16 protein-coding genes and 1 pseudogene are annotated in these 17,504 nt (G+C 64.1%); 11 read left to right on the forward strand and 6 right to left on the reverse strand.

The window, feature by feature from the left end:
- Positions 1-1,704: a BTAD domain-containing putative transcriptional regulator gene (locus FJW07_RS02705; protein WP_140854273.1), complete on the reverse strand. Its 1,704-nt coding sequence runs from the start codon at positions 1,702-1,704 to the stop codon at positions 1-3.
- A 133-nt stretch (positions 1,705-1,837) separates the two neighbouring features.
- On the opposite strand from FJW07_RS02705, the gene FJW07_RS02710 reads away from it, so the two are divergent.
- Together FJW07_RS02710 and FJW07_RS02715 are read left to right on the forward strand one after the other, a co-directional pair.
- The gene (locus FJW07_RS02710) at positions 1,838-2,503 is read left to right on the forward strand and encodes a peroxiredoxin (protein WP_140647410.1); all 666 of its coding nucleotides are present in this window, start codon (positions 1,838-1,840) and stop codon (positions 2,501-2,503) included.
- A gap of 132 nt (positions 2,504-2,635) precedes the next feature.
- A complete protein-coding gene (locus FJW07_RS02715) occupies positions 2,636-3,778 on the forward strand; it encodes an FAD/NAD(P)-binding oxidoreductase (RefSeq protein WP_140854275.1) in 1,143 nt (380 codons plus the stop codon).
- A 41-nt stretch (positions 3,779-3,819) separates the two neighbouring features.
- On the opposite strand, the gene FJW07_RS02720 is transcribed toward FJW07_RS02715, so the two are convergent.
- Positions 3,820-4,260, reverse strand: coding sequence for a hypothetical protein (locus FJW07_RS02720; RefSeq protein ID WP_140706263.1), 441 nt, complete (start codon positions 4,258-4,260; stop codon positions 3,820-3,822).
- Between the two features lie 273 nt (positions 4,261-4,533).
- On the opposite strand from FJW07_RS02720, the gene FJW07_RS02725 reads away from it, so the two are divergent.
- Both FJW07_RS02725 and FJW07_RS02730 read left to right on the forward strand, forming a co-directional pair.
- On the forward strand, positions 4,534-4,851 hold the full coding sequence (locus tag FJW07_RS02725) for a hypothetical protein (protein WP_140854277.1): 318 nt from the start codon (positions 4,534-4,536) through the stop codon (positions 4,849-4,851).
- 141 nt (positions 4,852-4,992) lie between these two features.
- Complete coding sequence (locus FJW07_RS02730; RefSeq protein WP_140854278.1) at positions 4,993-6,012, forward strand: NAD-dependent epimerase; 1,020 nt, start codon at positions 4,993-4,995, stop codon at positions 6,010-6,012.
- A gap of 133 nt (positions 6,013-6,145) precedes the next feature.
- Here FJW07_RS02730 and FJW07_RS02735 read toward each other — a convergent pair whose 3' ends face one another.
- Positions 6,146-7,459, reverse strand: coding sequence for an MFS transporter (locus FJW07_RS02735; RefSeq protein WP_140643290.1), 1,314 nt, complete (start codon positions 7,457-7,459; stop codon positions 6,146-6,148).
- Between the two features lie 220 nt (positions 7,460-7,679).
- Between FJW07_RS02735 and cyoA the strand changes: the two genes are divergently transcribed.
- The 7 genes from cyoA to FJW07_RS02770 are packed head-to-tail and all read left to right on the forward strand — an operon-like array spanning position 7,680 to position 14,568.
- Entirely contained in the window at positions 7,680-8,861 is a 1,182-nt protein-coding gene (gene cyoA / locus FJW07_RS02740) for a ubiquinol oxidase subunit II (RefSeq protein WP_140654648.1), read from the forward strand.
- Between the two features lie 9 nt (positions 8,862-8,870).
- Positions 8,871-10,868, forward strand: a complete 1,998-nt coding sequence (cyoB, locus tag FJW07_RS02745) for a cytochrome o ubiquinol oxidase subunit I (RefSeq protein WP_140654650.1) — start codon at positions 8,871-8,873, stop codon at positions 10,866-10,868.
- A 9-nt stretch (positions 10,869-10,877) separates the two neighbouring features.
- Positions 10,878-11,504, forward strand: coding sequence for a cytochrome o ubiquinol oxidase subunit III (gene cyoC, locus FJW07_RS02750; RefSeq protein WP_140643283.1), 627 nt, complete (start codon positions 10,878-10,880; stop codon positions 11,502-11,504).
- Complete coding sequence (cyoD, locus tag FJW07_RS02755) at positions 11,501-11,875, forward strand: cytochrome o ubiquinol oxidase subunit IV (protein WP_140643280.1); 375 nt, start codon at positions 11,501-11,503, stop codon at positions 11,873-11,875. Before cyoC ends, cyoD begins: the two co-directional genes overlap by 4 nt.
- A 59-nt stretch (positions 11,876-11,934) precedes the next feature.
- Positions 11,935-12,696, forward strand: a complete 762-nt coding sequence (locus tag FJW07_RS02760; protein ID WP_140854429.1) for an SURF1 family protein — start codon at positions 11,935-11,937, stop codon at positions 12,694-12,696.
- A complete protein-coding gene (locus tag FJW07_RS02765) occupies positions 12,693-14,045 on the forward strand; it encodes an ATP-binding protein (RefSeq protein WP_140854280.1) in 1,353 nt (450 codons plus the stop codon). The genes FJW07_RS02760 and FJW07_RS02765 overlap by 4 nt, the downstream gene beginning before the upstream one ends.
- Positions 14,035-14,568 (forward strand): response regulator transcription factor, encoded by a 534-nt coding sequence (locus FJW07_RS02770; RefSeq protein ID WP_210239412.1) that lies wholly within the window; start codon positions 14,035-14,037, stop codon positions 14,566-14,568. The genes FJW07_RS02765 and FJW07_RS02770 overlap by 11 nt, the downstream gene beginning before the upstream one ends.
- 21 nt (positions 14,569-14,589) lie before the next feature.
- Here FJW07_RS02770 and FJW07_RS02775 read toward each other — a convergent pair.
- The 3 genes and pseudogenes from FJW07_RS02775 to FJW07_RS02785 all read right to left on the reverse strand — a co-directional run.
- A pseudogene (locus FJW07_RS02775) lies at positions 14,590-15,327 on the reverse strand (SDR family NAD(P)-dependent oxidoreductase); the annotation flags it as partial.
- Between the two features lie 94 nt (positions 15,328-15,421).
- Complete coding sequence (locus FJW07_RS02780) at positions 15,422-16,933, reverse strand: altronate dehydratase family protein (protein WP_140854282.1); 1,512 nt, start codon at positions 16,931-16,933, stop codon at positions 15,422-15,424.
- 189 nt (positions 16,934-17,122) lie between these two features.
- On the reverse strand, positions 17,123-17,452 hold the full coding sequence (locus FJW07_RS02785) for an L-rhamnose mutarotase (protein WP_140643269.1): 330 nt from the start codon (positions 17,450-17,452) through the stop codon (positions 17,123-17,125).
- Positions 17,453-17,504 lie beyond the last annotated feature (52 nt).

The following is a 17,504-nucleotide window of genomic DNA, read 5'->3' on the forward strand; positions in this document are numbered from 1 at the left end:
TCAGCCGGCGGGGTTCATTCGTGCGAGGCAGCGGGCCTGGTCGCGTGGCCGCCCGAGTTCCTCGTAGCGGCCTGCCGCCTCCTCGAAGGCCGCCAGCGCGCGCATTTCCTTGTTCTGCGCCCGCCGCTGCACGCCGCGCGCCTCCCAGAGCGCCGCGGCCCAGGGGCCGCCTTGCCACATGCCGGCGATGCGCTCGGCATCGTTCAGGCGGCGATCGACCTGTTCCAGGTCGCCGGCTTCTGCAAGGGCTATCGCCGACGCGGTGCGCAGCGCCATCGAACAGGGCTGGCAGGCGCCGGGGATCAGCAGCCGGTCGCCGGCGAGGATTTCCTCGGCCACCATCTTGGGCGTGGAAGCGGCGCGTACGGCCAATGCCTGCATGCGCATGATCAGGTGTGGGGAAAGCCAGGATCGTTCCGCATCCGCCAGGCCGCGGCGGATGAGACGGCCGGCTCGCCACCTTTGGCCGCGTTCCAGCGCGATCTCGGCCAGCCGCTCGATTGCAAGCACGCGGCCTGCCACGGCATCCGCTTCCTGAAGCAATTGTTCCGCCGCGGCAAGGAAGCCTTCGGCGCCGTCGAGATCGCCCGAGAAAAGCGAGGCCTCTCCAAGCAGGAGGCAAGCGAGACCGCGGCCCGCGCTCGATCCGGCCTCTTCGGCCACGGTGAGCAATTCCCGCGCAAGTCCCGCGACCTCGGCATGGCCCTTCGCGCTGCACAGACAGAATTCGGAAAGGCACAGATGACCGTCGAACACATGCTGAACGAAGGCGGGTTTGGCGCGGACCCATTCGATGAATTCGGACCGGAACAGTTGCGGCCACCGGGCTTGCATCATCGATGCGATGCCCAGTAAGGCGCTGGACTCGCCGACCTCGCGCGGCAGGTCGGCGCCGAGTGCAAGGTCACGCGTGTGCCGGGCAATTTCGCTTGCCTTGTCGAATTCGCCGCTTTGCAGATGCACCAGCCCCCAGGCAAGCGACGTGCGTATCTGCTCCACCGGGCTGACGGTCTCCGTGCCGGACAGAGCCAGGGCCTTCTCGTAGAGCGCGATGGTGGCGGCGCTCGGCCCGACGCCGAGTTCGGCATGCAGATTGTCGCGAAGCTGATTGAATTGGCGGATCGCTTCCACGCGGTTGCCGGCATCGAGTGCTGCCTGCATCAGCGCGCATTGCGCCTGCTCGTCGGCCGGGTCGAGCGCGATCAGTCGCTGCCAGAGATTGCCGGCGCGCAGGAGGTCGCTATAGCGCTGCTGCAGTTGCGCGCGCGGGGCGTCCAGCCATTCGACGAACAGATCGTCGGGCAGGAGCCTGCCTCCGTAGAGCTCGGCGGCGTGTGCGAAGGCCTTGCTGTCGTCGCCTCGCAGGGCGCCCTTCGCGGCGGTCTCGAAGCTCTCCGTGTCGATCGCCAGTTCGACATCCGGGGCGAGCGCCACGATATCGTTGCTCACGTCGATCAGGTCGCGGCTGCCCAGCGCGCGGCGTGCGAAATGGACCGCCTTGCGCAGGCTGGCGCCGGCGGCGTCGGGGTCCGCGTCGGGCCAGAAGGTCTCCATGATCTGCTCGCGGTGGGCGCGATGTCCAGGCCGCAAGGCAAGCAGCTTGACCAAAGCCGCCGCGCGGTCGCGCCGCCACTCCGCCGCCGGGACCACCCGGTCATCGACGCTGACGGCGAACCGGCCGAGCAGATGGATCGAAACGCGCATGCATGCACCGTCCGGAAGAAAGGGCGCCGCCGCCGAAGCCGTCACCGGGCGGCCGTCGTCGGGGAACGCTGGCGGAACATAGATTTCCTAATTTAGCGCCGCAATCGAATTCCAACCGGAAAGGAACACAACCATGTCACTCCGTATCGCAGACATCGCCCCCGACTTCATGGCCGACACCACCGAAGGTCCGATTTCCTTCCATGAATGGCTGGGCAAGGATTGGGGCATCCTCTTCTCACATCCGAAGGACTACACGCCGGTCTGCACGACCGAGCTCGGCTACATGGCGCGTCTGAAGCCCGAGTTCGACAAGCGCGGCGTGAAAATCATCGGCCTCTCCGTCGACCCCGTCGAGAAGCATGCAGGCTGGGCAAAGGACATCGCCGAAACGCAGGGGACGGCCCCCAACTTCCCGATGATCGGCGATCCGACGCTGGCCGTCTCCCAGCTTTACGACATGCTGCCGGCCTCGGCCGGCAACACGGCCGACGGCCGCACCGCCGCCGACAACCAGACGGTGCGCAATGTCTACGTCATCGGCCCCGACAAGAAGATCAAGCTGGTCATTTCCTATCCGATGACGACTGGCCGCAACTTCGATGAGGTGCTGCGCGTCATCGACTCCCTGCAGTTGACGGCCAAGCACCGCCTAGCGACCCCCGTCAACTGGAAGCCCGGCGACGACGTCATCATCGCTGGCTCGGTGTCGAACGACGAGGCCAGGCAGCTCTATCCGCAGGGCTGGAAGGAACCCAAGCCCTACATTCGCATCGTGCCGCAGCCCGTCCTCACCTGACGAGTGCAAGCGGCAAGCCCGCTAGGCCTTGGCGGTAGGGGCATCGACGGCGAGGAGATGGAGTCCTCGCCGCCACTTCAGGGAATGAAGATCAACCGGCGCTTGGCGCCAGAGACATGGTGGGGAACTGAGATGAACACGGCAAACAAACCGCGCATCGTCGTCCTTGGGGCAGGCTTCGGCGGCCTCGAACTCACGACGCTGCTTTCCGAAGCGATGGGCGACGCCATCGACGTGACCCTGATCGACAAGAGCGATACCTTCATTTTCGGCTTCTCCAAGCTCGACGTCATGTTAGGCCTGAAGCAGCCGGACGCGGTTCGCCTGCCTTATGCCAGCTTCGCCAAGCCCGGCGTGCGCATGCTGAAGCGCACCATCACAGCGATCGATCCGCAAAGCCGCCGTGTCGTCACCGATGACGGCATGTTCGACGCCGACCATCTGATCGTGGCACTTGGCGCCGAATATGATTTCGACGCAACGCCTGGTCTTTCCGGAACCAACGAGTTCTATTCGGTGCCCGGCGCGGAACGGCTGCGCCACGTGCTGCCAGGTTTCAAGAAGGGCAGGGCGATGGTGGGGGTCTGCGGCGCGCCCTACAAATGCCCGCCGGCACCCAGCGAATGCGTGCTGATGCTGCATGACTATCTGGTGCGGCAAGGCGTGCGCGAGGCTTGCGAGATATCGCTGGTGCTGCCGTTGGGCAGCCCGGTGCCGCCTTCGCCCGACACCTCGCTCGCCTTGCTTGCCGCCTTCGCCGAGCGCGGCATCAAATTCATCCCGGGGCGCCGTGTCGCCTCCGTCGACAACACGCGAAACGTGGCCGTCCTCGACGACGGCTCGGAAATGCCTTTCGAGCTTTTCCTTGGCGTGCCCAAGCACCGGGTGCCGCCGGTCGTGCTCGAAAGCGGCATGTCTGAAAACGGCTGGATTCCGGTCAATCCGCGTACGCTCGAAACGAAATACGAGAATGTCTACGCCGTCGGCGACGGCGCTAACACCGGCACGCCCAAGGCCGGCGTCTTCGCCGAGGGCGCCGCGCGGGCGGTGGCCAGCGCCCTCGTGGCAAAGTTGCGCCACAGAGGCGGTGGGACCCTCTATGATGGGTTCGGGACCTGCTATATCGAGTTTGGCGGCGGGCGCATCGGCAAGGTCGAGGTCGACTTCTTCTCGGGGCCCACGCCGACCGGCAACTACTATGAGCCCTCGGTCACACTCCGTGCCGACAAGGAGATGTTCGGCGCGAGCAGGAGGTCGCGCTGGTTCGGCCTCTGACGAGAGGGACCGCGGCGGGCGCAGGCATCGTTCGCGGCCTTTCAGCTATTGGCGGCCGGGGGCAGCTCGAACAGGGTGGCGCCGTTCTCGCGCCCTCGGTCGACATAGCCGATCACGCGGAACCATTTCGCTACGTCGGGCCTGTCCAGCCAGCTGCGCGAATGTATGGGAAGGTTGCCGGCGAGCGCCTGGACATGGCGGATGTGGCGCTTGCAGAAGCGGACCGTCGAGGCGTTGAAGAAATCCTCCTGCGCGGCAAAGAGCGTATCGGCGGCGTCCGCATGCTCGTGCCAGGCGATGATCGCCACCGTCCTGTCGTCTTGCACGAGCGCATGCGCCCGGCCTTCCTTCAGGTTCATCATCAGATTGTCATAGGCGCTTTTGCTGTCCTTGCCGGCCGCCACATACTCGTCCGACATTCGCTTGGACAGGCCGTGGAAGACATCTTCCAGGTCTCCGACCGTCGCCGCGCGTGCTCTCATTTCTCCTCCTGACAGCCCGCTGGCAGTTTGCCCCAGTGAAGGGGGATCACCAAGAAAAGCAAATCCCCAATCGGGGCCGTGTGCGCAATCTCATTCCACGCGGGCGGGTTCGACCCATGTCCACGTCCCTATATAAGCGTTGGCTTGAGATTGAGCTTCCTGTGTCGGATACTGATGGTTTCTGGCCCGTCCGGCCCGCATCGTTCCCATGGCGGCCATGATCGATCTGATTGAAACCGTATACGAGCCTTCGTCCCGGAGCGATGGAACTCGGTGCTCCAGAAAGCGAGCGGCCTGTCGAACTCGGCCAGCGCTCAGGTCTTCGACGCCGGCGGAGGCACGGCTGGCAGCCGATCTTGCCGCAGGCCTCACTTTGGCGGAAACGGCCGCGCGGGGGCGGCATCACCGTCAAAATCCGCCCGCACCTATCTCGAGCGCGTCTTCCAGAAAACCGGCACCCATCAGCAGAGCCAGCTGCTCGCCATGTTGAAGACGCTGCAGCCGCTGGCTACCGCCGGCGCGATGACAGGGAGCTGCCTGGGAAATGGCAGAAGACAGCGTATCGTTGAATTCGACGCCGGCCTGCCATAAAAGGCGCAAGTCTCGACCAGCCTGAGGAATTCAAGGCGTGCCCGAACCTGTCGCCAAGATCGGCCTGGGCTGCGTTGATCCGCAGACTGTCCGCGGGCTATTGGTCGGTAAATGGTCTGGCTACAGCGTTAGGGGTATGCATTGACGTCGAGCAGGCCGATCCTGATCACCGGCGCAGCCGGCTTCATAGGTTTTCACCTTTGCCAGAGGCTGCTTGCCGAAGGCCGGCAGGTTGTCGGCCTCGACTCCATGAACGAGTATTACGACGTCGCGCTGAAGCAGGCGCGGCTCGAGCGGCTGAAGGCGTTCCCGAATTTTCGTTTCGAGCATGTCGATCTCGCCGACCGCGATGGCATCTCGAGGGTCTTTGCGTCGGTCGCGCCGGAGATCGTCGTCAACCTCGCCGCGCAGGCAGGCGTCCGCTATTCGCTGGTCAATCCGCACGTCTATGCGCAAAGCAATCTCAACGGCTTCCTCAACATCCTGGAAGGGTGCCGGCAGGCATCGGTCGGCCATCTCGTCTACGCTTCGTCGAGCTCGATCTACGGCGGTAGCACGCGCATGCCGTTCTCGGTGCATGATTCCGCCGACCATCCCCTCAGCCTCTATGCCGCCAGCAAAAAGGCGAACGAGCTGATGGCCCACACCTACAGCCATCTGTTCGGGCTGCCGACGACGGGCTTGCGTTTCTTCACCGTCTACGGTCCATGGGGACGGCCCGACATGGCCTTGTTCATCTTCACCAAGGCCATCCTCGCCGGCCAGCCGATCGACGTTTTCAACCATGGCAACATGCAGCGGGATTTCACCTATATCGACGACATCGTCGAGGGGGTGGTCCGCGTCATGCGGCATCCCGCGACACCCAACCCCGATTGGAAAAGCGCTGCGCCGGACCCGGCGACGAGCACCGCGCCGTTCAGGATCCACAACATCGGCGACAGTTCACCCGTCGAGCTCAGCCGGCTCATCGACGTGCTGGAAGACGCGCTTGGACGCAAGGCGATCCGCAACATGATGCCGCTCCAGCCGGGCGACGTTCTGGCGACCTTCGCCGATGTCACCTCGCTCGAAGAGGTGATCGGCTTCAAGCCCAGGATCCCGATCGAGATCGGCGTCCCGCGCTTCGTGGAATGGTACCGGGATTTCTACCAGGTCTGATTGCGCGCCTGCCCGCCGCGACAATGTACTAATGCGTGTCGCGCAAAAGTGTGCAGCGGTTTTGCGATAACGACCTGCATGAAAACAAAGCCTTAAAAGCGCGTCGCCTGAATCCGCTTCAGCGCGACGCGCTTTAGCGGTCGGTCGTGGACGCTTGCCTGTCGATCCAGAGCGCGATCAGCGTGCAGGCGGCGCCCGAAAGCAGGTAGGCGCCGGCGGCGATAAGGCCGAAATTGCCGGCCAGGAGCAGCGCGGCAAGCGGCGCGAAGCCGGCGCCGAACATCCAGGCCAGGTCCGATGTCACCGCCGAGCCGGTATAGCGGTGCTGGCGCGAGAAGCTCGATGCCACGACGCCCGAGGACTGCCCGAAGCTCAAGCCCAGCAGGATGAAGCCGAGCACCATGAACACCGTCTCGCCGACGGTGCCGCCGTTGAGAAGCTGTGGGGCAAAGCCGCTGAAAGCGGCGATGGCGACGGCGCCGCCGCCGAGCAAGGCACGACGTCCGACACGGTCGGCCAGCGGCCCCGATGCGACGATGGCCGCGATGCCGAACAGCGCGCTCACCGCCTCGATGACCAGGAAACGTTCCGGGCCCTCATTGGTGAACAGGAACACCCAGGATAGCGGGAAGACCGTCACCATATGGAACAGGGCAAAGCTCGCCAGCGGCGCGAAGGCGCCGACCACGACGTTGCGTCCTTCAGTCCGAACCATCTCCCTGATGCGCGTCGGCTGCAGGTCGCCGCTCTCGTAGAGTTTCGAGAATTCGGGCGTGACCACGATGCGCAGCCTGGCAAACAGCGCCACGACGTTGATGGCGAAGGCGACGAAGAAGGGATAGCGCCAGCCCCAGGCAAAGAAATCGTCCGCCGAGAGGTTGGCGACGAAGAAGGCAAACAGCGAGCTTGCCACGATGAGCCCGATCGGCGCGCCGAGCTGCGGGATCATCGCATAGATGCCGCGCCGGTTCTGCGGCGCATTTAGCGCCAGGAGGGAGGGCAGTCCGTCCCATGTCCCGCCGAGCGCCAGGCCCTGCAGGAAGCGGGTGAGCGCCAGCAGCCAGGCGGCGACCGCGCCGACATCCTCATAGGAGGGCAGGAATGCCATGGCGACCGTCGAGGTGCCGAGCAGGAACAGCGCGATCGTCAGCTTGGCGCCGCGGCCATAGGCGCGGTCGATCGCCATGAACAGCACGGTGCCGAACGGACGCGCGATGAAGGCCAGCGCGAAGATGGCGAAGGAGTAGAGCGTTCCGACCAGCGGGTCGTGCGTTGGGAACACAAGCTTGGGGAACACGATCACGGAAGCGATCGCATAGACGAAGAAATCGAAGAATTCCGACGTCCTGCCGATGATCACGCCGACCGCGATATCGCCCGCGCTGACCTGGCCGTGATGCGAGCCGATCAGCCTGCTGTCCGTTTCGGAAGTCGAAGTTTCAGCCATCGTTTCCGTCGCCACCGAGCTCAAGTTCGGAACGCGATTGTCGTCCCGATGCGATGTTGTCGTCATCCAATTATGCGTGCACACTTTCGCGAAAGCCATACCGACTGGGCATTGGACAAATTGTCCAATGTTGTCACCGTGCCTGCGGCAGTAGCCGTTGGTCCATATCGCATCGCAACCTGCAGAGATCCTGCTGCAGGGCCATCGAGGGCAGCGTTTGATGAGACGATCCGGAGCCTTGCTTCTTTTTCCGCTCGCGGTGCTGCTGAGCGGCTGCGATCTGGTCGTGCTGGTGCCTGCGGGCGACGTGGCAGTGCAGCAGCGCGACCTGCTCGTCGTCTCCACACTGCTGATGCTGCTCATCATCGTGCCCGTCATGGCGCTGACCGTGCTGTTTGCCTGGCGCTACCGGCAATCCAGCACCACGGCGACCTATACGCCGGACTGGGACCATTCGACCAAGCTGGAACTGGTGATCTGGGCGGCACCCCTGCTCGTCATCATCTGCCTGGGCGCGCTCACTTGGCTCGGCACGCATCTGCTCGATCCCTACCGGCGCATCGACCGGATCGAACCAGGACAGCCGGTCACCCAGAACCACAAGCCGCTCAAGGTCGAGGTCGTCGCGCTGGATTGGAAATGGCTCTTCATCTATCCCGATTACGGCATTGCCTCCGTCAACGAGTTGGCGGCGCCGGTCAACCAGCCGATCGACTTCCGCATTACCTCCTCGACGGTGATGAACTCCTTCTACATTCCAGCTCTTGCCGGGCAGATCTACGCCATGCCCGCTATGGAAACGAAGCTGCACGCCGTCATCAACCGTCCGGGAACCTATACCGGCTTTTCGGCCAACTACAGCGGCGCCGGCTTCTCCGGCATGCGCTTTGCCTTCCACGGCCTGTCCGACCAGGCCTTCGCCGATTGGGTGACGCAGACCAAGAGCGCGCAGGCCACGCTCAACCGAGACAGTTATCTCGAGCTCGAACGTCCGAGCGAGAACGAGCCGGTCCGCCATTATGCCTCCGTCGATCCCGACCTCTTCGGCGCCATCCTCAATTTGTGCGTCGAGCGCGGCAAGATGTGCATGAACGAGATGATGTCGATCGACGCCAAGGGCGGCCTGGGGCTCGCCGGCGTGCGCAACACCCTGCCGCTGCAATATGACAAGCTTGCCCGGCGCGGCGCGGTGTTCGGCAACGATCCGTCCTATGTCGCAAGCATCTGCACGGCGGAGGAAGCGGCCGCCGCCTCGCGCGCGGCCCGCGATGCCGACGCGAAATACTGGCCGGTGCGCGATCTTTCGCCATTGCGCGGGGCGGGGCTGCTCAGTCCAGGGGCAGGCAGCCGCCGCGCAGACGCCGAGACGCCGTCGCTCGGCCTGCTGCGCTTCGAATTGTGAGGATGGCGGATGCCTGAGACGCTGACCAAATTCATCTTCGGCCGCCTCACTCTGGAGTCGCTGCCGCTGCACGAGCCGATCGTCGTCGGCACCTTCATCGTGGTGGCGCTCGGCGGTGTCGCTGTTCTTGGCGCCATCACGTATTTCAAGCTCTGGGGCTATTTGTGGCGCGAGTGGTTCACCAGCGTGGACCACAAGAAGATCGGCGTCATGTACATGGCGCTCGGCCTCGTCATGCTGCTGCGCGGCTTTTCCGACGCCATCATGATGCGCCTGCAGCAGGCCATCGCCTTCAACGGTTCCGAGGGTTATCTCAACGCCCATCACTACGATCAGATCTTCACCGCCCATGGCGTGATCATGATCTTCTTCGTGGCGATGCCTTTCGTCACCGGGCTGATGAACTTCGTCGTGCCGCTGCAGATCGGCGCGCGCGACGTCTCGTTCCCCTTCCTCAACAATTTCAGCTTCTGGATGACGGTCGGCGGCGCCATCCTGGTCATGGCCTCGCTGTTCGTCGGCGAATTCGCCCGCACCGGCTGGCTGGCCTATCCGCCGCTCTCCGGCATCAACTACAGTCCCGACGTCGGCGTCGATTACTACATCTGGGCGCTGCAGGTCGCCGGCGTCGGCACGACGTTGTCCGGCATCAACCTGATCTGCACCATCATCAAGATGCGCGCCCCCGGCATGACGATGATGCGCATGCCCGTCTTCACCTGGACCTCGCTCTGCACCAACGTGCTGATCGTGGCGTCCTTCCCGGTGCTGACGGCGGTGCTGACGCTGCTCGCGCTCGACCGCTATGTCGGCACCAACTTCTTCACCAACGACTTCGGCGGCAACCCGATGATGTATGTGAACCTCATCTGGATATGGGGTCACCCGGAGGTCTACATCCTTATCCTGCCGTTATTCGGCGTCTTCTCCGAGGTCACCTCGACTTTCTCCGGCAAGCGCCTGTTCGGTTACACCTCCATGGTCTACGCCACGGTGGTCATCACCATCCTGTCGTATCTCGTCTGGCTGCACCACTTCTTCACCATGGGCTCCGGCGCAAGCGTCAATTCCTTCTTCGGCATCACCACGATGATCATCTCGATCCCGACCGGGGCGAAGATATTCAATTGGCTGTTCACCATGTATCGCGGCCGCATCCGCTTCGAACTGCCGATGATGTGGACGGTAGCCTTCATGCTCACCTTCACCGTCGGCGGCATGACCGGCGTGCTGCTTGCCGTGCCACCGGCCGACTTCGTGCTGCACAACAGCCTGTTCCTGATCGCGCATTTCCACAACGTCATCATCGGCGGCGTGCTGTTCGGCCTGTTCGCCGGCATCGCCTATTGGTGGCCGAAGGCCTTCGGCTTCAGGCTAGATCCGTTCTGGGGCAAGGTCTCGTTCTGGTGCTGGGTGCTCGGCTTCTGGTTCGCCTTCATGCCGCTCTATATCCTCGGCCTGATGGGCGTGACGCGCCGCATGCGCGTGTTCGACGATCCCTCGCTGCAGATATGGTTCGTCATCGCCGCCTTCGGCGCCGTGCTGATCGCCTGCGGCATCGCCGCCTTCCTGGTCCAGATCTTCGTCTCCATCCGCAAGCGCGAAGCGCTGGCCGATCACACCGGCGATCCCTGGGACGGACGCACGCTCGAATGGTCGACCTCCTCGCCGCCGCCGGCCTACAACTTCGCCTTCACGCCGGTCATTCGCGACAACGACGCCTGGTTCGACATGAAGAAGGCCGGCTACCGGCGCCCGCTGTCCGGTTTCAAGCCGATCCACATGCCGAAGAACACCGGCACCGGCCTCATCCTCGCCGTCTTCAGCGTCGCGCTCGGCTTCGGCCTGATCTGGTATATGTGGTGGCTGGCGGCGCTGAGCTTCGTCTGCCTCATCGCCACCGCGATCGGCCACACCTTCAACTATCACCGCGACTTCGACATCCCGGCTGCCGAGGTCGCGCAAACGGAAGAGGCGAGGACGACGCTCCTCGCCGCCCAGGGCTAGGGTTCGAGCATGGCATCGACGGCGATCACGGCCGATACCGCACCGGTCTTCCACCTGGAAGAGGAGCATGCGCACGCCGAAGGCGGCAGCACCATGCTCGGCTTCTGGCTCTATCTGATGAGCGACTGCCTGATCTTCGCCATGCTGTTCGCGGCCTATGGCGTGCTCGGCGGCAATTACGCGGCCGGTCCGGCGCCGAAGGATCTGTTCGATCTGGGCCTGGTGGCGGTCAACACCACCATGCTGCTCTTGTCCTCGATCACCTACGGCTTTGCCATGCTGACCATGGACAAGGGCCGCGTCGGCGCGACGCAAGCCTGGCTCGTGGTGACCATGCTGTTCGGCATGGCGTTCCTCTCCATCGAGCTATCCGAATTCGCGCACATGATCCATGAGGGCGCGACGCCGCAGCGCAGCGCCTTCCTGTCGTCCTTCTTTACCCTGGTCGGCACGCACGGCCTGCACGTGACCTTCGGCATCGTCTGGATGGCGACGCTGATGGTGCAGGTCGCCAGATACGGCCTCATCGAGGCCAACCGCCGCCGGCTGATGTGCCTCTCGATGTTCTGGCACTTCCTCGACGTCGTCTGGATCGGCGTCTTCACCTTCGTCTATCTGATGGGGATGCTCAGATGAGCGCGCATGATCATGCCGATCACGACCACACGCATGGCGGCGCCGCGCACGGGTCGCTGAAGGGCTACCTGATCGGCTTCGTCCTGTCGGTGATCCTCACCGCCATCCCGTTCTGGATGGTCATGAGCGGAGCCATCGACAACAAGCAGGCCACGGCCATCATCGTCATGGCCTTCGCGGTGGTGCAGATCGTGGTGCACATGGTCTTCTTCCTGCATATGAACCCCGCCTCGGAAGGCGGATGGTCGATGCTGGCGCTCATTTTCACGGTGATCCTCGTCGTCATCGTGCTCAGTGGCTCGCTCTGGGTGATGTACCACCTCAACGCCAACATGATGCCCGGGCTCCACGAGATGCGGGAGATGCCATGAGCCCCGTTTCGGGCGTGAGCGTGTCGGGCGTGGAGAGGGCCAAAGTCGAGGCAAAGGATATGATCGGCCGGACAAGTACTGGCTCTCATGCCACCCCGAAGGGCTCCGCGTCGCGATTCTTGCTTGCGCTGGCTGGGCTTCTCGGCGTCCTGGTGTTTCTCGGGCTTGGGATTTGGCAATTGGAAAGGCGGGTCTGGAAGCTCGACCTGATCGTCCGCGTCGACCAACGCATCCATGCTCCCGTCGTCGATGCGCCTGGTCCGCGGGACTGGAGCGGGTTGAGCGCGCCTGACTACGAATATCGCCATGTGCGGTTGACCGGGCGCTTTGAGGGCGGTGCCAACACGCTGGTGCAGGCGGTGACTGAGCTTGGCGGCGGCTATTGGGTGCTGACGCCGATGCGCGGCGACCGCGGTTTCACGGTCCTCGTCAACCGCGGTTTCATCCCGCAGGACCGCAAGGCCGAGTTCGAGCGGGAGGGTGGCGGGTCCACCGCGACGGCGACGGTAGACGGGCTGCTGCGCATCAGCGAACCGCGCGGCGGTTTCCTGCGCAGCAACGACCCGGCGGCCAATCGCTGGTATTCGCGGGACGTCGACGCCATCGCAAAGGCGCGCGGCCTGACCGATGTCGCGCCGTATTTCATCGATGCCGGAGCGTCCGAGCCGGCTGGCTGGCCGCGCGGCGGGCTCACCGTCGTCACCTTCCGCAACAGCCATCTGGTCTATGCTTTGACCTGGTTTGCCATGGCAGCGATGCTGGCGACCGCCCTCGCCAGGCCGATCTTCGCCGGACGTCGGAAGCGGGACGCGGCAAGATGAACATCTCGATCGCGCGGTTTCATCGCGACAAACCGATCCTGACGGTTCCGGTCGCCGGACAGGGAGGCGCCGCCTCGAATTCCGACGTGACGAACAGGAAGAACCTGCTGCTCCTCATCCAACTGCGCTGGCTGGCGGTGGCGGGGCAGGTGCTGACCATCTTGGTGACGCAATACTGGTTCGCGATCCCGCTGCCGCTCACCGAGATGGCCGGCGTGGTGCTTTTCCTTGTCGGGCTCAACATCTTCAGCCTGCTCGCCCTGCGCGGCAATCGCCGCATCTCCAACGCGCAGCTCTTCGTCGCGCTGATCTTCGACATGGCGGCGCTGACGACGCAGCTCTACCTGAGCGGCGGCGCCTCGAACCCGTTCGTGTCGCTCTATCTGCTGCAGATCACGCTCGGCGCCGCGCTGCTGGCGCCATGGTCGACCTGGCTCCTGGTGGTAGCCGCCTCGGCCTGCTTCGTCTTTCTCATCTTCGTTTTCCAGCCGATCGCGCTCCCGCATCACGGTGGCAGCGACCTCCTGGCGCTGCATCTGCGCGGTATGTTCATCTGCTTCGTGCTCGCGGCCGGCCTGATCGTGATCTTCATGACGCGCATCAACCGCAACCTGCGCGAACGCGATGCCTACCTCGCCGACCTGCGCCAGCGTTCGGCCGAGGAAGACCACATCGTGCGCATGGGCCTGCTGGCCTCAGGCGCCGCGCACGAACTCGGTACGCCGCTCTCGACCATATCGGTCATCCTGTCCGACTGGCGCCAGATGCAGGGCGTCAAGCGCAACCGCGAGCTTTCCGAGGACGTGGCCGAGATGCAGGCGCAGATCGAGCGCTGCAAAAGCATCGTCACGGGCATCCTCATGTCCTCCGGCCAGGCGCGGGGCGAGGGCACGATCCGCACCACGATCCGCCGCTTCCTCGATGATCTCGTGCAGGAGTGGCGTTCCAGCCGCCAGCCTTTCAAGCTGGATTACAGCAACGGTTTCGAGCCGGACGAGCAGATCGTATCCGACACGGCGCTGAAGCAAGTGATCTTCAATGTGCTCGACAATGCGCTGGAAGCATCGCACGATTGGGTCGGCATCACTGCCGAGCGGCAGGATGGGAAGCTGGTGCTCTCCGTCGAGGATCGCGGACCGGGTTTCGACAAGGATATTCTGGACACGCTCGGCCAGCCCTATATGTCGAGCAAGGGGCGGCCAGGCGGCGGCCTGGGCCTTTTCCTGGTGTTCAATGTGGTGCGCAAGCTCGGCGGCGACGTTTCGGCGCGCAACATGGCCGGGGGCGCCCGCGTTACCCTTTCGCTGCCGCTGGCGGCGCTGACCGATGGAGACGATCGTGAAATCTGATCGATCCTTGTTTGTCGTGGAGGACGACGCGACCTTCGCGCGGACGCTCAAGCGTTCCTTCGAAAAGCGCGATTACGATGTCGTGGTCTGCCACGACCGCGAGGCGCTGCTCGTCGCGCTGGAAACGGCCGTTCCGGTCTATGCCGTCGTCGATCTCAAGCTTGGAGCGGGATCGGGTCTCGAATGCGTCAAACTGCTCAGCGCCCGCAATCCGTCGATGCGGATCGTCGTGCTGACGGGATTTGCCAGCATCGCCACGGCTGTCGAGGCGATCAAGCTCGGCGCCTGCCATTATCTGGCCAAGCCCGCCAACACCGATGACATCGAAGCCGCCTTCGGCCGCGCCGAGGGCGACGTTTCGGTGCCGCTCACCAGCCGCCCCACTTCGATCAAGAACCTCGAATGGGAGCGCATCCACGAAACGCTGGTTGAGACCGGCTTCAACATCTCCGAAACCGCGCGCCGGCTCGGCCTGCACCGGCGCACGCTCGCCCGCAAGCTCGAGAAGCGCGTGGTGCAGTAGCGCAACTTTTCCTGGAATTGCTGTGCGCCCGCCCGACAGGTCGAATGTCGAGGCGGTGGTGAAGCTGTTTTCTTTCGAGACCAGCCACGCGACCATCGCGGCGGCTTCGTCGACTTCGAGCAGGCGGCCGCGCGGAATGCGCGAGCGCATGTATTCGATATGCTCGGGCGTCAGCTGGTCGAGGATGCGTGTCTGCGCGGTTGCCGGCGAAATGCAGTTCACGGCGATGTCGTATTGCGCCAGCTCCTTGCCGAGCGACTTCGTCAGGCCGATGACAGCTGCCTTCGAGGCCGAATAGGCGGCCGCGTTCGGGTTGCCTTCCTTGCCGGCCACCGAAGCGATGTTGACGATGCGGCCGTAATTGCGCTCCTTCATGCCGGGCACGACGGCGCGGTTGACGTAGAATGTGCCGTTGACGTTAATGTCGATGATCTTCTTCCAGACGTCGACGTCATAGACATCGAGCGGCGCCGCCGGGCCGGCGATGCCGGCGGAGTTCACCACGATGGAGATCTTGTCGGCGATCTCCTCGGTCCTGGCGCGGGCTGCATCGACCGCGTCCCAGTCGGCGATATCGACCACCAGCGTCGTGGCGGCCTTGCCGAGCTCCTGTCTGGCGGCATCGAGGCGTGCCTCGTCGAGATCCCAAAGCGTGACCGTGGCGCCCGAGGCGACGAAGCGCTTGGCCATGGCGAAGCCGAGGCCCTGGGCGCCGCCGGTCACCACCGCGTGCTGACCCTCCAGATCGATCCTGTTCATATCGGGCGTTTCCTCCAGTCTGATTTATCGGGATATTTCGGAAGTCGGTCGCAACAAGCCGGAATGCCTGAACCTCCGATCCGGCGTCGCGACGTTACATGGTGGCGCCGAGGCTCCACGGCACGAATTCATTGTCGCCATAGCCAAGCGCCTCGGACCTGGTGCGTCCGCCGGAAGCCACCCGCAGGATCTCCGCGAAGATTTCCTCGCCCTTCCGTGCCAGCGTCACGCCGTCCAGTATGTCGCCGCAGTTGATGTCCATGTCGTCGCGCATCTGTTCGAAGATGAACGAGTTGGAGGCGAGCTTGATCGAAGGTGTCGGCTTGCAGCCGAAGGCCGAGCCGCGCCCGGTGGTGAAGCACAATATGTTGGCGCCGCCGGCGACCTGGCCGGTGGCCGAGACCGGGTCGTAGCCTGGCGTGTCCATGAAGACGAGGCCGCGCTCGTTGATCGGCTCGGCATATTCCAGCACCGCGCGCAGGTTGGTGGTGCCGCCCTTGGCCGACGCGCCGAGCGACTTCTCCAGGATGGTCGTCAATCCCCCCAGCTTGTTGCCGGGCGAGGGATTGTTGTTCATCTCCATGTCGTGCCTGGCGGTGTAATCCTCCCACCAGCGGATGCGCTCGATCAGCTTTTCACCGACCGCCCGGCTTTCGGCGCGGCGGGTCAGAAGATGTTCCGCGCCGTAGATCTCGGGTGTCTCCGAAAGGACGGCGGTCCCGCCCTGCGCGACGAGCAGGTCCACCGCCGCGCCGAGCGCCGGATTGGCGCTGATGCCGGAATAGCCGTCCGAGCCGCCGCATTGCAGCGCCAGCACCAGTTCGGAGGCCGGTTGCGGCGTGCGCCGCGCGGCGTTGACGATCGGCAGCATCTCGACGATCGCCTTCACGCCGGCATCGACCGTCTTGCGCGTGCCGCCGGTTTCCTGGATCGTCATTGTGCGGAAGGTGACGCTCTCCTCGATGTCGTAGGACTGCATCCAGCGCGGGATCTGGAAGGCCTCGCAGCCCAACCCGACCATCAGCACGCCGCCGACATTGGGATTGGTGGCGAACCCCCATTGCGTACGCTTCAGGAGATCGTAAGCCGGGCCCTTGGTGTCGATGCCGCAGCCGGTGCCATGGACGAGCGAGATGATGCCGTCGACATTGGGATAGTCGCGCAAGATACCGGAGCGGTTGACCTCCTCGGCGATGAAGCGCGCGACGCTGGCCGAGCAATTCACCGAGGTCAGCGTGGCGATATAGTTGCGCGTGCCGACTTTGCCGTTCGGCCTGCGATACCCCATGAAGGTCGCCCGTTCGCCGTCGGGAAGCATCGCCGTTTGGCTGGCGTCCGCGCCATAGCCGTAGTCCCGCTCGAAATCGCGCAGGTAGACATTGTGCTCGTGCACCCAGTCCCCGGCCGCGATCGCTCCGCGCGCGAAGCCGATGGTCTGGCCGTACTTCACGATTGGCTCGTCCGCGGCGATGTCGCGTATGGCCATCTTATGTCCGCGCGGGATTCGGGCCCGCGCCGCGACGTCGCCGGCCTTCTCGCCGGTCGCTAGCGGATCGACCGCGAGCAGGATGTTGTCCGCATGCGAAAGCTTGATGAAGCGTGCCATTGCCCAAGACTCTGAAGAAAATTCTCGCCGGCGCCGGCCACGAGATCATCGACTAGGAATACTAATATAATAGAATGACGGCGGTCAAGGCTGCGACCCACTGGGCTCAGTCGGAACCGCTGTCGTGGGGCATCATTCACATGCCCGCGCCGTCCCCGCACCCGCGACCCGGTTGGCGTCGCGAGCGGTTCAGTCCAGGTGGAAGACTTCCTCCATCGCCGCCCACCACTCGCCTTGCGCGCGGGTGGCCAAGGGTTGCTGCATGGGGTCGCACAATTCCCACCATTTGCGCATCGCGGCCGATTCCCCCATCCGCGCGGCATCGGAGGCGAAATCGTCGCCGTGATATTCCCAACAGGCGAACAGCAGGTTCTCCGGCTCGCGCAGGAAGATGGAGTAGTTCCTTATGTTGGCGCGGCTGACGACCTCGAGCACGTCGGGCCACACCGCGGCATGGACGCGCTTGTATTCCTCGATCGCCTCGGCCTTCAGGCCGATGCAAAGCCCCATTCTCTTCATCAACTGGTCTCGCTTTGTTTGGCCGCGTCTTTTGTCGTCACGCAATTCCGGA

The sequence above is a fragment of the Mesorhizobium sp. B3-1-9 genome (assembly GCF_006439595.1).
Lineage (GTDB): Bacteria > Pseudomonadota > Alphaproteobacteria > Rhizobiales > Rhizobiaceae > Mesorhizobium.